Raw genomic sequence first — 16885 nt, forward strand, 5'->3', positions numbered from 1 at the left:
ATGACTAGGATTGAAAAAAGTATAAAATGATTACTTGAGCTGAAGCTCAGTCAACTACTAACAACAAGCACGAGTCAGGGGCGAATCAATGATGTCCCTAATTAATCAACCACTATATCCCCATCAGTAGTATATAGCTCTAAAATATTATCTCCATTTCCAACTTTTTCATTCATAAAATGCTTATTATTAACTTTTTTATCACCATGAAACGGATATAACTTAAGAAGTGTGTTTTTCGGAGCGTTTTTATAACTAATGTTAATATCTCCTTTTTTAGCAGATGCTTTAAAATTTGAATTGATGTCAGTATCAGATAATCTTATAGTTCCATTGTTTACTAATAACACTGAATCCTGAATAAGCGTATTTTCACCCGCTATTCTGGCATTTTCAGTTTTAATATTGGCATTATTTATTTCACTTTCTTTAAACGTTATAGCTGAATTTAATCCTTTATATTTTAACTTTCCAAACTTAGATTCATTTAAAATCACTTTGCCGCCATTTTTATGATTTTTTGATAAATTTGCATCATTTACATTTAATTGTTTAACAATTATAGTATTATATTTACTTGATGCATGTAGCTTATTTAATTTTTCTTCAGGCAAAGTGATAATTAAGTTATCCTCAAAATTTCTAAAAGGATTGTAATTTAAACCATAATGGTTTTCTAGTTTTTCAGTCTCTTTAACTTTCAACGTTTTATCATTATTGTTGATATCAAGATTTCTTTTACCTTTATATCTCACTGACGTTTTATCTCCAGGTTTAATTAAAACTTTACAATTTTCAGTTAAAACATCTAAATTATTAATATCTTTAGAATCTAATACTTTATTAACACTATTTAATTTTTCATTTTGTTTTTCAAAACCGAACCATGTAACACTTCCTAAAAGAAAGCATGTTATAAATAAAGTTAGCCCACCTAAAAATAACCGCTTCATAAATCTACACTTCCTTTAATTGTTCGGATATTCCATCTTAAGTATTTTAAAATTAAACGATAGACAAGTTGTGCTAATTTAGCAATAATTACAAATAAAACAATACCTAATCCTGTAAAAGAAAAAGCAAAAAAGTAATTACTTATCGCGAGGCTGATCATATGATTCAATAATCCATGAACAATTAACAATATTGGGCTAATAGTTAAGAAAAATGCAACGAGCAATAATGCACACATAAACACTGCTAGTATAACCATGGGTATCAAAATAATAATTAATGACAAAATCCCCATACCTAAAGAAGCCATAATTGCTCTGACAATATTTTAAGTATTTGGCCTATATTCAGCAGATACAATAGCATTTTTTGCCATTATCTGCTTACCAATCTGCTTTGGTGATTCTAAAGCTCCAATGATTTGGTATTCATTTTTTCCATTATTTTCTTGTTCAAAAAAATATTGTTCATATTCATACATCACTTTGTCTCGTTCATTTCGAGGTAGGTTTTCTAATTCTTGTTCTAGCGCATTTAAAAATGTGATTTTATCCAAGTTATCTACCGCCATTCAAATTGTAGGATTTAATCAATTTCTATTTCAATTCAAAAATGGCAAACCACTGCGGAGTGTCATTACCAAATTTAGTTACTATAAATTTCAATGCTCTATATTTCACCATTTCTATGTACAAAAATTATTTTAATATATATTTTATTATCCAAATGTAACTTACAAAAGTTCAATGATTATATATAATTAATTAATGTTTAAATATTATTAGTTAAAAAATAGATATCAAAAAGTTATGTAACTCAATGTTGTTTTACACTATTCATACTAAATCAATATAGCATAAACATTTAGTATTTTCATTTAAAACAAATATTAAAACTTATTACTTTTCTAAGTATTAAAAATTTTCTTTCATTTAAAATTGTTGATATAATAATAGCTAATAAATTAAAGGGGGAAAAATAATGACAAGTTTAGAAACTTATTTCAAAAACAGTCAACCACTTGATCAGTACATTGAGGATATGACTGAAAACCAAGAAAATTTACTAACAATTTATAAATCATTCTCACTTCCTCAAGATGATGAACGTCTTGAAAAAATCAAATCTTTACCTTACAGTAAAGTGCTTGTAATAACGGAAGATTGGTGTGGAGATGCTATGATGAACCTTCCTATTCTAAAGCATATAAGCGAAGAACTACACTTGGAAGTCAGAGTATTCCATCGCGATGAAAATACAGATTTAATAGATCAATACTTAACAAATGGCACAGCTAGATCCATTCCAATATTTGTTTTTCTAAATGATGACTTTGAACAACAAACTGTTTGGGGTCCTCGTGCTAGACAAGTCCAAAATTTTGTAGATGAAACGCGTTCAAAATTACCTGAAAAAGACGATCCTACATTTAAAGATAAATCTGCAGAAACACATACAATTATTGCAAATCGTTACAAAACAGACTCACAAATGTGGAAGCATGTTTACGATTCAATCTTAGATAAATTAATCACTAAATAATTAAACACGTATGAATTGGATTAGCTTTACTACAATTCATACGTGTTTTTTATTGAAGTTTAATTTCTACTATTAAATATCTTTTTTAGATGCATAGAATAGATTAATAATAAATAAAATAACAATTGAAGCTGAGGTAATAAACCATTGCCAATTACTAAATGTATAATCTCCAGAAGTCGTTTTCGATGTTAAATAACTAAATGGAATATATTTTAATGAGTCTTGTATATTATCTCCAATTTTTGGAATCATTGGTAAGAAAGGCTCTGCAAAAGGAACAATCAATACTAAGAAAATCCCTAATGTGAATATAAGCGCTGTTTTAGGCACTACTAATGCAAATAAATATAATAGTAATCCAAAGAATAAATGGAACATTAGGAAAAACCATAATAATTCAAAAATTTTATCAGTTTTAATATTTTCACCATCTACAATACCCTGAACAATTAAAACAAATGCAACAAGAATTGCTGTTATTAATATGGCAATTAATATAATAGAAACAACTTTTGCAACAACATAACCTACACGACTCGATGTTTTATTCATATATAATTGAATCGTACCTTGTGAAATATCACGTGTGATTGTTTTTATTACAAAAAGTAGTCCCATAATAGAAAAGAACCAACTACCTATTGAAAGTAATGTATTACCGTTCATTTCATCAGATTGTTGAACAAATAAAATTGTAAATCCAATCATTGGTAAAATAGTCAATAATAATGCTAAGTAAGTTAAAGGACTTTTAAAAATACTAATCAAGTCATATTTTACAAGTTGAATACTGTTCATTATTGGCCACCTTTCTGATTGATATTGAAGTACGTATCACGTAAAGAACTTTTGCGTGTTTCAATAAACTCAGGGAAAATTTCTTTACTTGCTAGTCCTTTTAATATGTCTTTATAGTTTTTTTGAGCCTTTAATATAACTTCTCCTGTCTCTCTTTGAGACTGTATAACATCAAAGTGTTCATTTAAATAAGCTAATCCTGCTTCAAAGTCACCCGCTTCAAGGTTCAATACTGTAGAATCAGTTGGGGCGCCTTCTTTCATATCAACATCTTGCACAAATGTACCATCTCTTAAAAAGACTGCTCTATCACAAATTAATTCTATATCCTCAAGTTTATGACTTGAAATCAAAATTTTCATATCTAGTTCCTGAACAAGCGATTGTATCGTTTTTAAAACGTCAATTGAGCCATCAGGATCCATTCCATTTGTTGGTTCATCTAATATTAAATATTTAGGCTTATTCATTAAAGAAACTGCAATGGCTAACTTTTGTTTCATACCCATTGAATATTTTTTAATTTTCTTTTTAATATAACTACGCATTCCAAATGCATCAATAATTTGATCAGCATACTTTTTATCAAATCCTTTTCCTAACACATTTGCAAAAAGTTTCAAGTTATATAAGCCAGATTTATTATCATATAGTTTAGGGTGTTCTATTAAATAACCTACGTTTTCTTTATTACTTAATTGAACTTCACCTTTATAATTTACAATGTTGCCATTCATCACTTTCATTAAAGTGGTTTTACCCACCCCATTTTTACCTATTAAACCAACAATTTGACTATGGCCAAAATCAAAATCAATATGGTCTAATACATTATTATTACCATATGTTTTAGTAATTTGTTTTAACTGCATAATGCGCCTCCTTTAAAGTTAATTTAGCTTTTTATATTGAATGATATAATTTACTCCTAAAAATATAACACTTAACAATAAGAAGCCATAGTTAAAGAAATCTTTAAAATATCTTAAATGTTCAAAGTCATAATCAAATAGTACAGAACAACCAATAATGATAATTGCAATGACAAAAGGTAAGAAAATTAACATTCCTAACACATAAGGAATAAATGAAATATATTCTGCCTTTTGTTCTATAAACCGCTTAAAACCTAATGGTATCGCGAAAAGATTAATGGCAATATAAGAAAATGGCAATGTGAAGTTAATATTAATTGTATTACTTGAATAGTTATCATTGGATATGCCATATAATGATAAGATACCTGCACCAACCAAAGTAAATACCAAAACAGTTATATAGTTCGCATTTAGTAAAGATAATTTAGAAACCGGTAAACTGGCAAAAAAATCATATGCCTGTTTATGTCCTAACTTTTTATTAAATCTAAAAACATGTCCTGAATCTAACACTGAAATAACTACTAGTACCATAACAAGTGCAGAATAAAGCACTTTATTTATCAATGTGTCATGATTCAAAATTAATTGTAGAGGTGAAACAATCAGTAAAACTGCATATAAAACAATCGTCCATTTGCGTAACTTAAGGTTTCGAATAAGTAAATTTTTCATCTTATACCTCCCACATTGTTAATTATTAGAAAGTCCCAAATTATGCTTTGGGGTTCCTTTTTCGAGGTAAACCATTAAGTCTTCAATTGTTGGACTCGTGATTGCAACAGCATTACCAAATATTTCATAGAACACATTAGCCTGTGTTGTTAACGCAGTATAACCTGTTTTATTAATTTCAAAATATTGAGTTAAATGCATTAACTCTTCATCAATTTGGTTGGAATCACCTTTGACAATTTTAAATTGAGTTAAAAGATGATCTAAAAAGTCATTTAAAACAACTTCGCCATCCTTAATATAAACTAAATAATCAGCAATTTTCTCCAAATCAGAAATAATGTGTGTCGATAAAAAAACAGTCTTTCTTTCATCAATAAGTTCTTTTTGAATGATATCTAAAACTTCATTTCTAATTATAGGATCTAAACCTGAAGTAGGTTCATCTAAAATAAATAGTTCAGCTTGATGACTAAATGCGATTGCAATAGATAACTTCATTTTCATTCCCGTTGAGAATGTTTTAATCTTTTTATTAAAAGGCAAATCAAATAATCCAACATAATGTTCAAAAACATCATGGTTCCAATAACTATAAAATGGCGCAATATAATTTTCGATTTTTTTAATTGTCCATTTGTCATTAAGATATAATTCCGAATAAATAAAACCAATTTTATCTTTTATTGCTACAGCGTTATTTTTCATTTTTTGATTAAAAATTAATATTTCACCATCATTGGGCTCAATTAAGTCCATGATTAACCTGATAATTGTAGTTTTACCAACACCATTTGCACCGATGAAACCAGTTACAAAACCTTGAGGAACTTCAAATGAAATATCATTTAATTGAAATTCTTTAAATTGATAGTTAATATTTTTCAATTCTATAGCATTCATTCGTCGTCCTCCTCATAAATCAACGATAGAATTTCTTGTAACTCAGATAAAGTCATCCCAATGGTCTTGGCTTCTTTACTCATTGATTTGGCTAAGGACTCAATAACTATAAATTGTTTTTCTTTTAAAATTGAACTATCCTGTTCCTTCACAAATGTACCTTTTCCTCTTATGGTAAAAACAAAACCATCTTTTTCTAAATCTTCGTAAGCACGTTTCGTAGTGATCACACTAACACTTAAATCCTGCGCCAGTTCTCTCATTGATGGCAAATGTTCTCCAGGAGTAACGTGTCCTTTTAAAATGTTCTCTTTTACTTGTTGTTTGATTTGTTCATAAATCGGTCTTTCACTACTGTTTTTTAAAAGTATTTTCATTAACGTCCTCCCCTATAACTGTATATACACAATATATACAATATATACACGCTTGTAAAGCCAAATTTTCATTTTTACTAAAAACTTTAAATTGATTAAAAATTTTGAGCTAAAATAAGTGCAAATAACTATACCATTTAAAATAAAAAAAAAGACTAACCCACATAAAATGGTCAGCCTTATCCAATATGAAAGAGAGAGATGTCTCACTCTTATTACTTATTTCTTTTTATTATTTTGATTATTTTTTTTGCGTCTATCATTACTTCTATTTATAAATGCACAAATCATAAACATAATTGCTGCAATTAATAATTTTATGCCTGAATTTTCATGTCCAGTAGCCTGTAAATAGTAACCAACGACAAATAATACAATAGCAATAATCACAAATATTTTTGTTAAATGCTTCACTATACTCACCTCAAATAATTACATTGTATCAAAATTTACTCACAATTTCTAAAACTCATTCATACTATTCTAATTTTAAAATTATCTTATTATTAATTTGCATTACATGCAATAGAATATATTGTTTGCAGTTTATACTTGGCGGTGCTAAAATATAATTGTATCCACGAATTATACTACACAACCCCAAGTCTGATAGCGCAGACTTGGGGTTTTTTGTGTAAGGCCACCTATTTGTCTTTCCACTTATTTTCTAACCAAACACGGAATACAACAAGTAAGCCACCTGTTATTAAAGTTACTAAAATTTCTTGCCACCACGTAATCATACTACACCCCCCACAAAAAAAGTACCATGTAGGATTTTGATGGCCTATCTATATTCTAACATAAAACAGAACACCTGTTCGCATAAAATGACCTTAAATTTATATTTTTCTTATAAAATGTTTGCAACGCTTTAATTTTGACTGATTTCAAGATAATATAGTTATATCATTTAAAAAGTAAAGAGAGGTTAACAAACTATGAATCCTTTAGCTTTAGATTTAAACGAGCAATTATCTAAATCCAATCCAGAAATTGCAGATATGCTTTCTGATTTAGGCAAATTAATGTATTATCCAAAGGGCATTTTATCACAATCCGCAGAAGCGAAAGCTACTAAATATAATGCCACAATCGGTATGGCAACATATAAAGATAGTAAAATGTATGCTGAAACGTTAAATGATATGTTCAATCATTTAGAACCAAATGACATCTTTCCGTACGCACCTCCTCAAGGTTTAGAAGCACTTCGTGATTTATGGCAACAAAAAATGTTGAAAGACAATCCTGATTTAACTGCGAACCACATGACAAGACCTATTGTTACAAATGCATTGACACACGGTCTATCTATTGTAGGAGATATGTTCGTTGATAGCGGTGACACAATTTTACTACCATCACATAATTGGGGTAACTATAAACTAGTATATAGTACAAGACATAGTGCTGAAATTGAAACATATGATATCTTCGATGAGCACGGACATTTTACCACTGAACAGCTTGTTCATACTTTAGAACAATATGACAAAGATAAAGTTATTTTAATCCTAAATTATCCTAATAACCCAACTGGCTACACGCCTACTAAAGATGAAGTAGCCGTCATTGTCGATGCCATCAAATCACTTGCAGAGCGTGGTACTAATGTTATTGCATTGATAGATGACGCTTACTATGGTTTATTCTATGAAGATGTTTACACGCAATCTCTATTTACTGCATTAACAAATTTACATTTACCTAATTTATTACCTATCCGTTTAGATGGAGCTACTAAAGAATTCTTTGCATGGGGATTACGCGTAGGCTTTATCAGTTTTGGTGTTAACGACCCTATTACAAAGCAAGTCTTAGAAGCCAAAGTAAAAGGATTAATTAGAAGTAATATTTCTAGTGGACCTATGCCCTCTCAAAGCGCAGTTAAATATGTACTTGAAAACCATGATCAATTTGATAAAGAAATTCAAAAGAATATTGATACATTAAATGCGAGATACCAAACCACAAAATCTGTTGTTTATGACGAAAAATATTCAACATATTGGCAACCCTATGATTTTAACTCTGGATACTTTATGGCGCTTAAAGTTAAAAATGTTAATCCAGAACAATTGCGTAAGCATTTAATCGAAAATTATTCTATTGGTATAATTGCATTAAATGATTCTGACATTAGAATTGCTTTTAGTTGTGTAGAAAAAGATGATATCCCTCATGTCTTTGATTCAATAGCTAAAGCCATTTCTGATTTACAAAATGTATAAAAAAAAGATGAAATTGCTATTCATAGCAATTTCATCTTTTTTAATTTATTGTTGTTGTTTTAAAACACGTGACATTTCTTCAATTTTACCAGCATGTAAAGGAATATGAATGGCATTTAATACCAACAATTCATCCAATGTATTACAACCTGCGATTGTTTCAGTTAATTCTGTTTGTAGTTCTTCATCTGAAAGTTTTTGAGCGCGCTCTGGTAATGTCTGTAAATTGTTCAATATTTCATCAATTTTTGGTATTGTTTCATCTCCCCAATTTTCTGGTGAGGAACCATAACCAAATAAGCGTGTGTATTGTTCTATATCAACTGTATTTTTATCATATAGAGATAAAGCAGATTCAAATATAGTTAAAACATGACCATATTGCCAATGTATTGTATTTGGAAATAAATCAATTTTATCGTCCAATACTTGGTCATTATTCCAATTATCATAACCTGAAATTAAATAATTAACACCCATATCAATAACATCATATACTGATTTCTTAGTCATAATTTAATTCCCTCCACTCTTCAAATATCGTGCAGCTAAAATATGTTGCAACTATTAAAACTTACACCCACTCTCTACCCTTTTATTTAATACTTATTCACATTACTAAAATTATTAACAATGAATATTATGATTATTAAGCCCTTCACATTAATTCAAAATTCTGATATAAACTATAAGTAAAAAGCTTGTACTAACATTTTATTATCATTAATTTTCAAGATTTATAACATTTTTATTTTTGCTTTAATCTAAACTGTGATATAAAATAAGACGCTTCTCAAAAAGCTTTATGCTTAATGAGAAACGTCAATGATTAACTTCAATGAAGTTTGATTTTAAATTTCTATATTATTTTGTCATGTCAACCAACTAACATTGATGTAATAACCTCAATAGCTATATTACATCATACCTGGCATAATGTACAAGTATAAATCGCTGTAAATACTAATCATAAACACTGTTAAATCAACGTTTTCTATTTTCGTACATGCCATTATTTTTAGTTTTTTCATTCTGTTATGACCAAATTATGACCAATAGTAAACTTTCATATTACCTCTTAGTTGTATGAATTAAGTCATTTTATATTTTATAATATTTATTAATAAAACTGTTGATATCTCGACCATCTTTAAAAGTAAATCCATCCCATGTGTTTCTAACTTTATGTATATTTTCAAAAATACTTCCTGTATTTATATCACTTTTTTTATACATTGAATTTAATTTTTCCATATCTACACTTTCATTCTTTTCTACACCAGATATGGTTGCTTCTACAAATCTCCCATTCCCCTTTTCTTCAAAACGTATATAATTTTGATCACTATATTCAGCTAACGTATCCCCTTCTTGAAAACCAATAGATTTTCTTACTAAACTAAATGTTTTAGCGTATTCGTATTCCGCTATTTTCAATAATGAATCTATATCCTCTTTTAAGTTTTCATAATCAAACAGTATAAGTGAAAACACCCCTTTTTGTTTTCCCCTTTTTATAATCAATTCAAAATTACCTTGTACCCTTGTTAATTTTAAATAAAATACTATTAATGAGTCTATATCTTTCAAAATATCCATTTCAATAATTTCTTTCAATTCTTTTGTGATACTCAAATTAAAATCATTTAAAATATCTTTATTGAACTCTAAGTTATTCATTAGACTGCTAATTATACGTTCTTTTTTAGCTATTTGAGATGCATTATCTCCAGAAATTTTAGCACCCCAATAAGCACCACCAAATGTAGCAAAAATAGCTGTAAAAGAAATACAAACTTTAATTATTTCTAAACTTTTCTCATTGAAGACACATAAAATATAAAACAATATCATCATCCCTATTCCACCAATTGCACCTAATAGAATGTACCATATATATTTTAAGCACCATGTTTTTGTTTTCTCAACCAATATTTATCTCTCCTACCTAAATTAATATTCATTTAAATTATCCGCAGTATTTTAATAATTAGCAAGTTGATTTTAAAAATATTATTTAATATATCATTGAATTTTGCTATTACTGACAAATCAACTTAGTTATAGGCTCTTACATTCACTCTGTGCTGCATCGAGAAATGAATTAGTGTATAGTTGGTCGTTTCAAGTTCTACAATTACTTTTTATTCACAACTAATTATAAGTGTTTTACTACATGTTGATTTTAATCATAACTTTTTTTATCACTATTTATTTTTAAATGTAGTACAATTAAGTTAATAATTTATTTTTAAGGGAGACTATTGAATGAAAAAGATTTTATTTTTATTATTAGCAAGTTTTTTAGTATTAGCTGCGTGTGGTAACAAGGAAGAAAGTAAATCAGAAGATAAGAAAGAAACAAAGTCATCGTCAAAAGATGATAAAAAGAAAGATGAAAACAATAACTCAAATGACGATAAAAAAGAAGAAGCAGACAAAAAAGAAACTGATAACACTGATGATACACAACAAGCAAACACTGAACAGCAAAACCAAAATGTTGAGCAACCACAATCAACAGAAGAACCTATGCAATCACAAGAACCTACAGACCAAGAAAAAATGAAAGCTAATGCTAAGGTAGCTAAGGAAAATGGTTATACTGGCATACCTAATGGTGATGCTATGAGCGATGTTCCAGTTGGTCAAATTGATTTACCATCAGATGAATTAGCAAGGGAAGAAGCTAAACCAGAATATCAAGATGTAGTTGAAACAGAAGAAGAAGCAGATGCAAGAATGGGTTTAAACGAATAATTTAAATTGCCACCTACTGTCATTTTTTTAAACAACCCACCTATTCATTTAGGTGGGTTTTTTCGTGTTTAGGTATTTTTATTTGTATTGTTTGAGTTTTTCTATATCTTTTTCTAAACGATCTAATTTTACTGATTGACCATAAAAAGCTAATCCGAAAAAAATTGATGATAATGTAGGTAATACCCATACGAGATTATCCATGTTCATCACTCTGATTCTCTATGTATTCTTTTATATCTAGCACAAAATTATTTACCATATGATAAACCTCATCTAAAAAACTAAAAACTTCCCTATTATTATATTCGAAATATAATTCTTCTTCATATGTATAACCTTCATTTTTAGTTATATCAATTTCCTTATCATCAATAACTATCCCTTTATTATCACTATCTTCATCTCTAATTATAGTAACATTATTGATTAAAATATTGTTCCCATAGACACCCGTGCCACTATTTTCAATAATGTTCTTTCGATGAATGTTGATACTAGAGTGTTTTTCATTATTTTGCATTTTATTAAATTCATTATATAAGTTTGTCGAAAATAAATTGTCAAAAATTGTTCTGCCCTTTTCGTCCCTAACGCCAAATCTCTGTTCTAAAACGTTGTAAAAGTTTTCGTCATTTTTAAAATCATTTTTATTAGGGATATAGCTATTTATTTTTTATTAATTTTATTATAATTCCTTAAATACTTGATTGAATATTCCATTGAAGATTTAAGTACATTTAACAATAAATTAATCATAATTTGATCGTTCAAATTTATTGCTTGTTTCTGTTTTAACAATTCTATGTGATACAAGTAGAATTCTAGTTTTTGTATACTCTGATCATATAAAGTTAACTCTTTTAGGCGTTTCATAAAACAACCTCTTGTTTTTGGCATTTATTCGTTTTGGAGTAAATTATAATATAGTCTTTATCTTCTTGCTCATAGATGCTACGATCTTCAAAATGTAAAATACGATTAAATTTTAATTTAGACAAGTATTCTTCTATCATAATTTTGTACTCTGTTATACAAATTATATTTGTTTTTGGATTTTCATAATCTTCTATATGTTCAAAAAGTATATACATATAATACACCTACTTTTTTTAATTTCATTATACCATATATATCCTTTATTTTATCTCCACAATATCTTTTAAATTCAATACACTCATTCCAGTATCTTCATACATGTGTAGTGTTTTTGTATGCACATCGACTTTATGAATATAACCCACTTTAGTTTTAATATATCCATTTTCGAAGTAACGCAATTCAATTGATGGGTCATTATACATTTTGAAAATTAATGTGTTATTAAGGTCATTCAATTGATCGTCGTCTAATATTGGTTTTTCAATCTTGTTTTGGTCTTGTATGTATTGTTCTAGTTGCTCGTATTGTTCGGGCATCGTTTTAAACGCCTGCCACTTAACAATTCCACGCCCTTTTGGTATACGTGGATTAAGATATTCTCTAGGTATTTCTCGGTAATCACTTGTGTATTTATATTCATCTGGTACATCTGGATTGATTGGTTTCATATAATCACCTCAAAAAAATGGAATCGTTTTACTAGCTTTTATAATATCTTTTGTCAAGAAAAATTGTTTACCTTCTCCTGTGTATGCAGGATTTAAAATCATATTCGCTTTGGCATTGTACAACCACTCTGGATTAATACCAGAATTTAATATTTCTTGAAATTCTTGAAAGTTTTTATTCCAATCTAAATTTGGAATCATATAATCACCTCATGAATATAATAGAACACTCGTTCGCATATGTAAATAAAAAAATAACCACCCAGTGACATGCTTGGGTGGGATTGGGAATTATGAAAAGAGAAAAAAATGGAAATTTTTGCATGTATTATAATAGTAACATAATTTTATCCAAATATTAATGTGTGCACCTATAATGCTTAAAGAATTTATTATGACAAAAAACAGGGCAAGCACATAAGTGTCTGTGCTCTAATGATTTTATATTAATTTTTACTTCCCCTCTATAATACTACATAAAATAATAGATCTAGGAATTGCTGCAAAAATTCTTTTTTTGATTGGATTTTAAACAAACATATATTTGTGCATTTTAATATCCCAATCGTTTTTTTAATAAATAAACGTTACATTTAAGAATAAAAATATAACATTTAGGAATTATAACATTTTATTTTTAGAATATTATGATAAATTATTTATAAAAATATTTGGAGGGATTTACTTGGGTGAAATTTTAGAAGATATTAAAAAAAGTGCTTGGAACTTTATTACACTGATTATTTCAATCTTTTTATTTTTTACTTTGAAATCTACTGCTGATTCATTTGTTTCTCAATATGGTGCAAAAGTAAAAGTTAAAAATTTATTTGTTGACGGTTATCTTAGTGGAACTTTAAGCATCTTAGGTCTTATTTTTATTACTTTAGTATTACTATGTGCCACTATTTTTTTCTCATATTTGATATTGAAGGGTGATTTTTCACTTACGGCTATTTTTCAAATATTAATTTCTATTGGCTTTATAATTGCAACATTATCTTTAAGTTCTGTACCATTTATTGGTACTTTGATTATGTTAATAATAATCACTATATTCATTTACTTCATAATTAATGAAAGATAGTAACTTAAAAAGGGTTGTAAATCAGCCCTTTTTCATTTCAACTTATTCATTAACTGATTAAACATCTGTTTAGCTCTCTGTTCCTTAACACCAAATATACTCCCAACCTTCTCAAAACTAACACCATTACTAAGTAATAAGAATAAATTATGCTCTTTTTCAGTCGCTACTCTTTCAATAACAGCTTCTAATTCGTTAAAGAATATCACATCTTCAACATTACTATTATCTATCTCATGCGTTTCTGCCTGATCATTCACATTAAAAAAGTCATCAATACCAACACCTTCATCACATGTATTGCTATTATCAATTGCCTTATGGTAGTTTAATATAAACTCTTTTACAGTAGCTTTATCATACTTCATACATATTCTATTGCCTTTGCCACACGCTTTAATATAACTTCTCTAGCGTGTCTTAATGTTAACTCGCTAACATCTATTACATCAGCTATCACTTCATCTGTATACTTCTTATTATCCCACCACGTGAGTTTTATAATCTGTTGTATTTTAACTTCACTATCGTTATACACCTGTGTAATGCCCTTCACAATCGATTCTAGGTTCATATATTGAAGTTCATCCATATCACTAGGTTTATTCTTATAAGTATCTAACATACTTTGATAATTGCGCATGTATCGTTCTAAAATAGGATAATCTACATCAGTCATATTACTAACTCCTCACGTTCTTGATTTAATGATGCTTTCGTTTCGACTAAAAAGTTTTGATATATTACTTCACTTTCTTTTTGACGCTGTTTATTACGCTCTATACGTTGGTTATGATGCACTTTATATAAATCTTCTTGCAGCTTGTCAATCGTCTTTTGTGGCTTCTCACTGCCATTTGTTTGGAAATATATCATTACTTCTTTTTGTTCTCTAGGTGTATATCTACGAATGATTTTCTTCATTAAATTTAGTTTCTTAGTGCTGTTATTTTTAAAACGATCTAATTCTTCTTTCTGTTGAATTATCCAAAATACTAACTTTTCTAATGGATAGGAAACAGTAATCACGCCTTCAACTTTGTCACAACACATGTGCGATGTGTTCAAGTGGTACATTGCATCTATTTGCTCTTGTATCACTCGTATTTTGCTATTAATCATCATGGGTGAGTATTGTGTTAAAAGCTCGTATTCGGTTATCTTTTCTGCAGGATAATATCTTAATACTTGCTTATATGATTTTAGAAGCATTGTATAACCTCATTTCTTTAATTATTAGCATTTATCACATTTTTATAAACTATTAATCATCTTTGCCTATGCCAAACTCTTCATATACTGATTTAGGCTTCTTACCTGTCACAAAATCACCTACAGGATCATACTCATTTTTTGTCTTAGGTTCCATAATCTTGAGACGTGCCTCAACAGTTAATCCTAATTTGGGGCAAATGGCGTTCATTGTATTCACGCTATCCCTTTGTATTGTGTAATGAGGTGAGAGTTTACTTCCACGCTCAGTCACAACCACCATACCTTCTTCTTGAATTTTGAGTGTGGCATTTTTGTAGTTACTATATGTTTGACAATAAGTAGCAAGCAGACCTTTGTCTAAATCTTTTATAGGTAATTCATTAATAAGTGGAAGCACTCTATACCATTCTTGAATAGCATCATCATCTAAAAAATCGGGTGGCTCTTTTGATAAAGGTGTAAGCTCATTCATAGCTTTCTCAGTCGCATTTCTTTGTTCTTGTACATCTTTGGTACGATAAGCTTTTTGTTGTGATAATAGTTTTCTCTGTGACATTTATATCATCTCCTATAAATATTATGTATTTTTTAAGCGAGCGCTCTCTCGTATTCTTTAGTAATAAAGTCAGCGCTGTCTTATTGTCGAAAAATCTCGACGCTAATTCTAAAGAATTCATGCACAAATGCGACCACGTGGTCGTTTTAGTTAGTCGTCGTGCAAATTTTGCACTTCGTTATAATTTTGAACGGAATTATAAATATTCTTTTTCATCACTTCTTTTTTGTAAAGATTTGGGAGCGTTTAGGAAATTGTCTTTTTTTGTGTTATCGAGATTTCTCGATAACTCATTTAAATTAATGTAGTAATAAATTTTAAACTTATTTAAGTTATTGCTTACGTGCGATTTCTTCTGAACGTTGTGCTTGTTCAAGTTGTGATTCGAGTTGGGCTTTTTCTTCGTCGCGTTGTTTGAGTTGTTTCTTCAATTCACGCAATTCTTTAACAGTCATTTCATCAGGTGTTTTAGTTTCTCCCTTTGATGTTTCATGTTCTTTGGTACGTTCTTGTTCAGGTAAAGTTGCTATTTCATATAAAACACTGGCTCCCAAATGGTCCGACGTCGGACTCTTCAAAGTTGGGTTTTCTGCAATCTTCATAAATCTTTTGGCAGATGTTTTGCTCATTCCTATATTTTCAAGCCATTGACCAAACTCTCCGTGAACAAGGTCATTTTCTTTTACGTGTTTTAATCTTCGGCCAATTTCAAATATCGATTGACCAGCAATGTTTTGATAACTTTACTAATTCATCGATAATCGCTACTGAGAAAAGCCCTATATTGCGTTGAGAACATGATTATCTTGATAATAGGGCGTTATATACTTAAATTTAATCTATATCGCCTGTATATATTGTGAAAAATTACACAATTTTAACTTTTCATTTCAAGATGCGGTTCCAGATAAGACGGGCTCGTCGTTCTCAACCCTTGATGTGACGGGCGTTGTTCGAAGCCCCGCCAAAAAATATTTTTGAAATTTATTTTTTTGAATCTCAATCCGAAAATTTTTTACACTACCGATAAAATTAATCTATCCGTTAAAATTTCCACCACTACTTTAATTATCTACTGGGCAAAATTAATTTACTTTCAATCTAAATTTAGTTACTTTTTACTCTTTTCATACATCGTATTCTAAGCCTATTTAAGCCACATGTAAGATTGTTGAGTAACTAAAATCTAAATAATAAATGTATGCTCTGTATAGCTCTCTAAATGCCTACAAATGGCATTGTATAATGCAAAGTATTCATGCTTAGTTATAACGTTTTGTATCTCCTAATTGCTTCTAACATTGTTCTTGCTTATCACTTTACGAACAACAATTATTATTTATATTTTTAAAT

Annotated in this window: 22 protein-coding genes and 2 pseudogenes; 4 read left to right on the forward strand and 20 right to left on the reverse strand. The window is 28.9% G+C overall.

Features of this window, described 5'->3' with window-relative positions:
- Nucleotides 1-101: 101 nt before the first annotated feature.
- Both FYJ81_RS11945 and FYJ81_RS11950 read right to left on the reverse strand, forming a co-directional pair.
- Nucleotides 102-953 carry a DUF4097 family beta strand repeat-containing protein gene (locus FYJ81_RS11945; protein ID WP_107524342.1) on the reverse strand — a complete coding sequence of 284 codons (852 nt, stop codon included), beginning with the start codon at nucleotides 951-953 and terminating at the stop codon, nucleotides 102-104.
- Nucleotides 950-1510 (reverse strand): annotated as a pseudogene (locus tag FYJ81_RS11950) (HAAS signaling domain-containing protein). The gene FYJ81_RS11945 and the pseudogene FYJ81_RS11950 overlap by 4 nt, the downstream one beginning before the upstream one ends.
- Before the next feature lie 425 nt (nucleotides 1511-1935).
- On the opposite strand from FYJ81_RS11950, the gene FYJ81_RS11955 reads away from it, so the two are divergent.
- Nucleotides 1936-2496 (forward strand): thioredoxin family protein, encoded by a 561-nt coding sequence (locus FYJ81_RS11955; protein ID WP_107386641.1) that lies wholly within the window; start codon nucleotides 1936-1938, stop codon nucleotides 2494-2496.
- 72 nt (nucleotides 2497-2568) lie between these two features.
- Here the strand turns inward: FYJ81_RS11955 and pmtD are convergent, their stop codons facing one another.
- The 7 genes from pmtD to FYJ81_RS13200 form a co-directional block, all read right to left on the reverse strand.
- A complete protein-coding gene (pmtD, locus tag FYJ81_RS11960; RefSeq protein ID WP_019469572.1) occupies nucleotides 2569-3297 on the reverse strand; it encodes a phenol-soluble modulin export ABC transporter permease subunit PmtD in 729 nt (242 codons plus the stop codon).
- The gene (gene pmtC, locus FYJ81_RS11965; RefSeq protein ID WP_107386640.1) at nucleotides 3297-4169 is read right to left on the reverse strand and encodes a phenol-soluble modulin export ABC transporter ATP-binding protein PmtC; all 873 of its coding nucleotides are present in this window, start codon (nucleotides 4167-4169) and stop codon (nucleotides 3297-3299) included. The genes pmtD and pmtC overlap by 1 nt, the downstream gene beginning before the upstream one ends.
- Before the next feature lie 18 nt (nucleotides 4170-4187).
- Nucleotides 4188-4850 (reverse strand): phenol-soluble modulin export ABC transporter permease subunit PmtB, encoded by a 663-nt coding sequence (pmtB, locus tag FYJ81_RS11970; protein WP_064264602.1) that lies wholly within the window; start codon nucleotides 4848-4850, stop codon nucleotides 4188-4190.
- 18 nt (nucleotides 4851-4868) lie between these two features.
- On the reverse strand, nucleotides 4869-5753 hold the full coding sequence (pmtA, locus tag FYJ81_RS11975; RefSeq protein WP_107385281.1) for a phenol-soluble modulin export ABC transporter ATP-binding protein PmtA: 885 nt from the start codon (nucleotides 5751-5753) through the stop codon (nucleotides 4869-4871).
- Nucleotides 5750-6130, reverse strand: coding sequence for a PSM export ABC transporter transcriptional regulator PmtR (gene pmtR / locus FYJ81_RS11980; protein ID WP_019469568.1), 381 nt, complete (start codon nucleotides 6128-6130; stop codon nucleotides 5750-5752). Before pmtR ends, pmtA begins: the two co-directional genes overlap by 4 nt.
- A 219-nt stretch (nucleotides 6131-6349) precedes the next feature.
- Nucleotides 6350-6544 carry an SE1626 family protein gene (locus FYJ81_RS11985; RefSeq protein ID WP_064264599.1) on the reverse strand — a complete coding sequence of 65 codons (195 nt, stop codon included), beginning with the start codon at nucleotides 6542-6544 and terminating at the stop codon, nucleotides 6350-6352.
- Nucleotides 6545-6774: 230 nt separating this feature from the next.
- On the reverse strand, nucleotides 6775-6870 hold the full coding sequence (locus FYJ81_RS13200; RefSeq protein WP_224396387.1) for a Trp-rich small protein: 96 nt from the start codon (nucleotides 6868-6870) through the stop codon (nucleotides 6775-6777).
- 201 nt (nucleotides 6871-7071) lie between these two features.
- Between FYJ81_RS13200 and FYJ81_RS11990 the strand changes: the two genes are divergently transcribed.
- Nucleotides 7072-8364 carry an aminotransferase class I/II-fold pyridoxal phosphate-dependent enzyme gene (locus FYJ81_RS11990; RefSeq protein ID WP_107386604.1) on the forward strand — a complete coding sequence of 431 codons (1293 nt, stop codon included), beginning with the start codon at nucleotides 7072-7074 and terminating at the stop codon, nucleotides 8362-8364.
- A 45-nt stretch (nucleotides 8365-8409) separates the two neighbouring features.
- On the opposite strand, the gene FYJ81_RS11995 is transcribed toward FYJ81_RS11990, so the two are convergent.
- Both FYJ81_RS11995 and FYJ81_RS12000 read right to left on the reverse strand, forming a co-directional pair.
- Nucleotides 8410-8877: a DinB family protein gene (locus FYJ81_RS11995; RefSeq protein WP_107383615.1), complete on the reverse strand. Its 468-nt coding sequence runs from the start codon at nucleotides 8875-8877 to the stop codon at nucleotides 8410-8412.
- A gap of 588 nt (nucleotides 8878-9465) precedes the next feature.
- Nucleotides 9466-10296, reverse strand: coding sequence for a hypothetical protein (locus FYJ81_RS12000; protein ID WP_154409678.1), 831 nt, complete (start codon nucleotides 10294-10296; stop codon nucleotides 9466-9468).
- 336 nt (nucleotides 10297-10632) lie between these two features.
- Here FYJ81_RS12000 and FYJ81_RS12005 point away from each other — a divergent pair, with 336 nt between their 5' ends.
- Nucleotides 10633-11124, forward strand: a complete 492-nt coding sequence (locus FYJ81_RS12005; protein WP_195837328.1) for a hypothetical protein — start codon at nucleotides 10633-10635, stop codon at nucleotides 11122-11124.
- Nucleotides 11125-11202: 78 nt separating this feature from the next.
- Here FYJ81_RS12005 and FYJ81_RS13260 read toward each other — a convergent pair whose 3' ends face one another.
- From FYJ81_RS13260 to FYJ81_RS12020, 4 genes are all read right to left on the reverse strand, one after another.
- On the reverse strand, nucleotides 11203-11328 hold the full coding sequence (locus tag FYJ81_RS13260; protein WP_257616899.1) for a hypothetical protein: 126 nt from the start codon (nucleotides 11326-11328) through the stop codon (nucleotides 11203-11205).
- Nucleotides 11321-11647, reverse strand: coding sequence for a hypothetical protein (locus FYJ81_RS12010; protein WP_154409679.1), 327 nt, complete (start codon nucleotides 11645-11647; stop codon nucleotides 11321-11323). Before FYJ81_RS12010 ends, FYJ81_RS13260 begins: the two co-directional genes overlap by 8 nt.
- Nucleotides 11648-12263: 616 nt before the next feature.
- Complete coding sequence (locus FYJ81_RS12015) at nucleotides 12264-12674, reverse strand: YolD-like family protein (protein ID WP_154409680.1); 411 nt, start codon at nucleotides 12672-12674, stop codon at nucleotides 12264-12266.
- Nucleotides 12675-12683: 9 nt separating this feature from the next.
- Entirely contained in the window at nucleotides 12684-12875 is a 192-nt protein-coding gene (locus FYJ81_RS12020; RefSeq protein WP_154409681.1) for a hypothetical protein, read from the reverse strand.
- Nucleotides 12876-13359: 484 nt separating this feature from the next.
- Here FYJ81_RS12020 and FYJ81_RS12025 point away from each other — a divergent pair, with 484 nt between their 5' ends.
- Nucleotides 13360-13761, forward strand: a complete 402-nt coding sequence (locus FYJ81_RS12025; protein WP_154409682.1) for a hypothetical protein — start codon at nucleotides 13360-13362, stop codon at nucleotides 13759-13761.
- 32 nt (nucleotides 13762-13793) lie between these two features.
- Here FYJ81_RS12025 and FYJ81_RS12030 read toward each other — a convergent pair whose 3' ends face one another.
- The 5 genes and pseudogenes from FYJ81_RS12030 to FYJ81_RS12050 form a co-directional block, all read right to left on the reverse strand.
- A complete protein-coding gene (locus FYJ81_RS12030; protein ID WP_154409683.1) occupies nucleotides 13794-14129 on the reverse strand; it encodes a sigma-70 family RNA polymerase sigma factor in 336 nt (111 codons plus the stop codon).
- Nucleotides 14126-14440, reverse strand: coding sequence for a hypothetical protein (locus FYJ81_RS12035; protein WP_154409684.1), 315 nt, complete (start codon nucleotides 14438-14440; stop codon nucleotides 14126-14128). Before FYJ81_RS12035 ends, FYJ81_RS12030 begins: the two co-directional genes overlap by 4 nt.
- Nucleotides 14437-14973 carry a pathogenicity island protein gene (locus FYJ81_RS12040; RefSeq protein ID WP_154409685.1) on the reverse strand — a complete coding sequence of 179 codons (537 nt, stop codon included), beginning with the start codon at nucleotides 14971-14973 and terminating at the stop codon, nucleotides 14437-14439. The genes FYJ81_RS12035 and FYJ81_RS12040 overlap by 4 nt, the downstream gene beginning before the upstream one ends.
- A gap of 52 nt (nucleotides 14974-15025) precedes the next feature.
- The gene (locus tag FYJ81_RS12045) at nucleotides 15026-15532 is read right to left on the reverse strand and encodes a phage terminase small subunit P27 family (protein WP_040030197.1); all 507 of its coding nucleotides are present in this window, start codon (nucleotides 15530-15532) and stop codon (nucleotides 15026-15028) included.
- Nucleotides 15533-15867: 335 nt separating this feature from the next.
- Nucleotides 15868-16275 (reverse strand): annotated as a pseudogene (locus tag FYJ81_RS12050) (DUF3102 domain-containing protein); the annotation flags it as partial.
- Nucleotides 16276-16885 lie beyond the last annotated feature (610 nt).

The organism is Staphylococcus sp. McC-251-APC-3A2, from assembly GCF_009695665.1.
Taxonomy (GTDB): domain Bacteria; phylum Bacillota; class Bacilli; order Staphylococcales; family Staphylococcaceae; genus Staphylococcus; species Staphylococcus cohnii.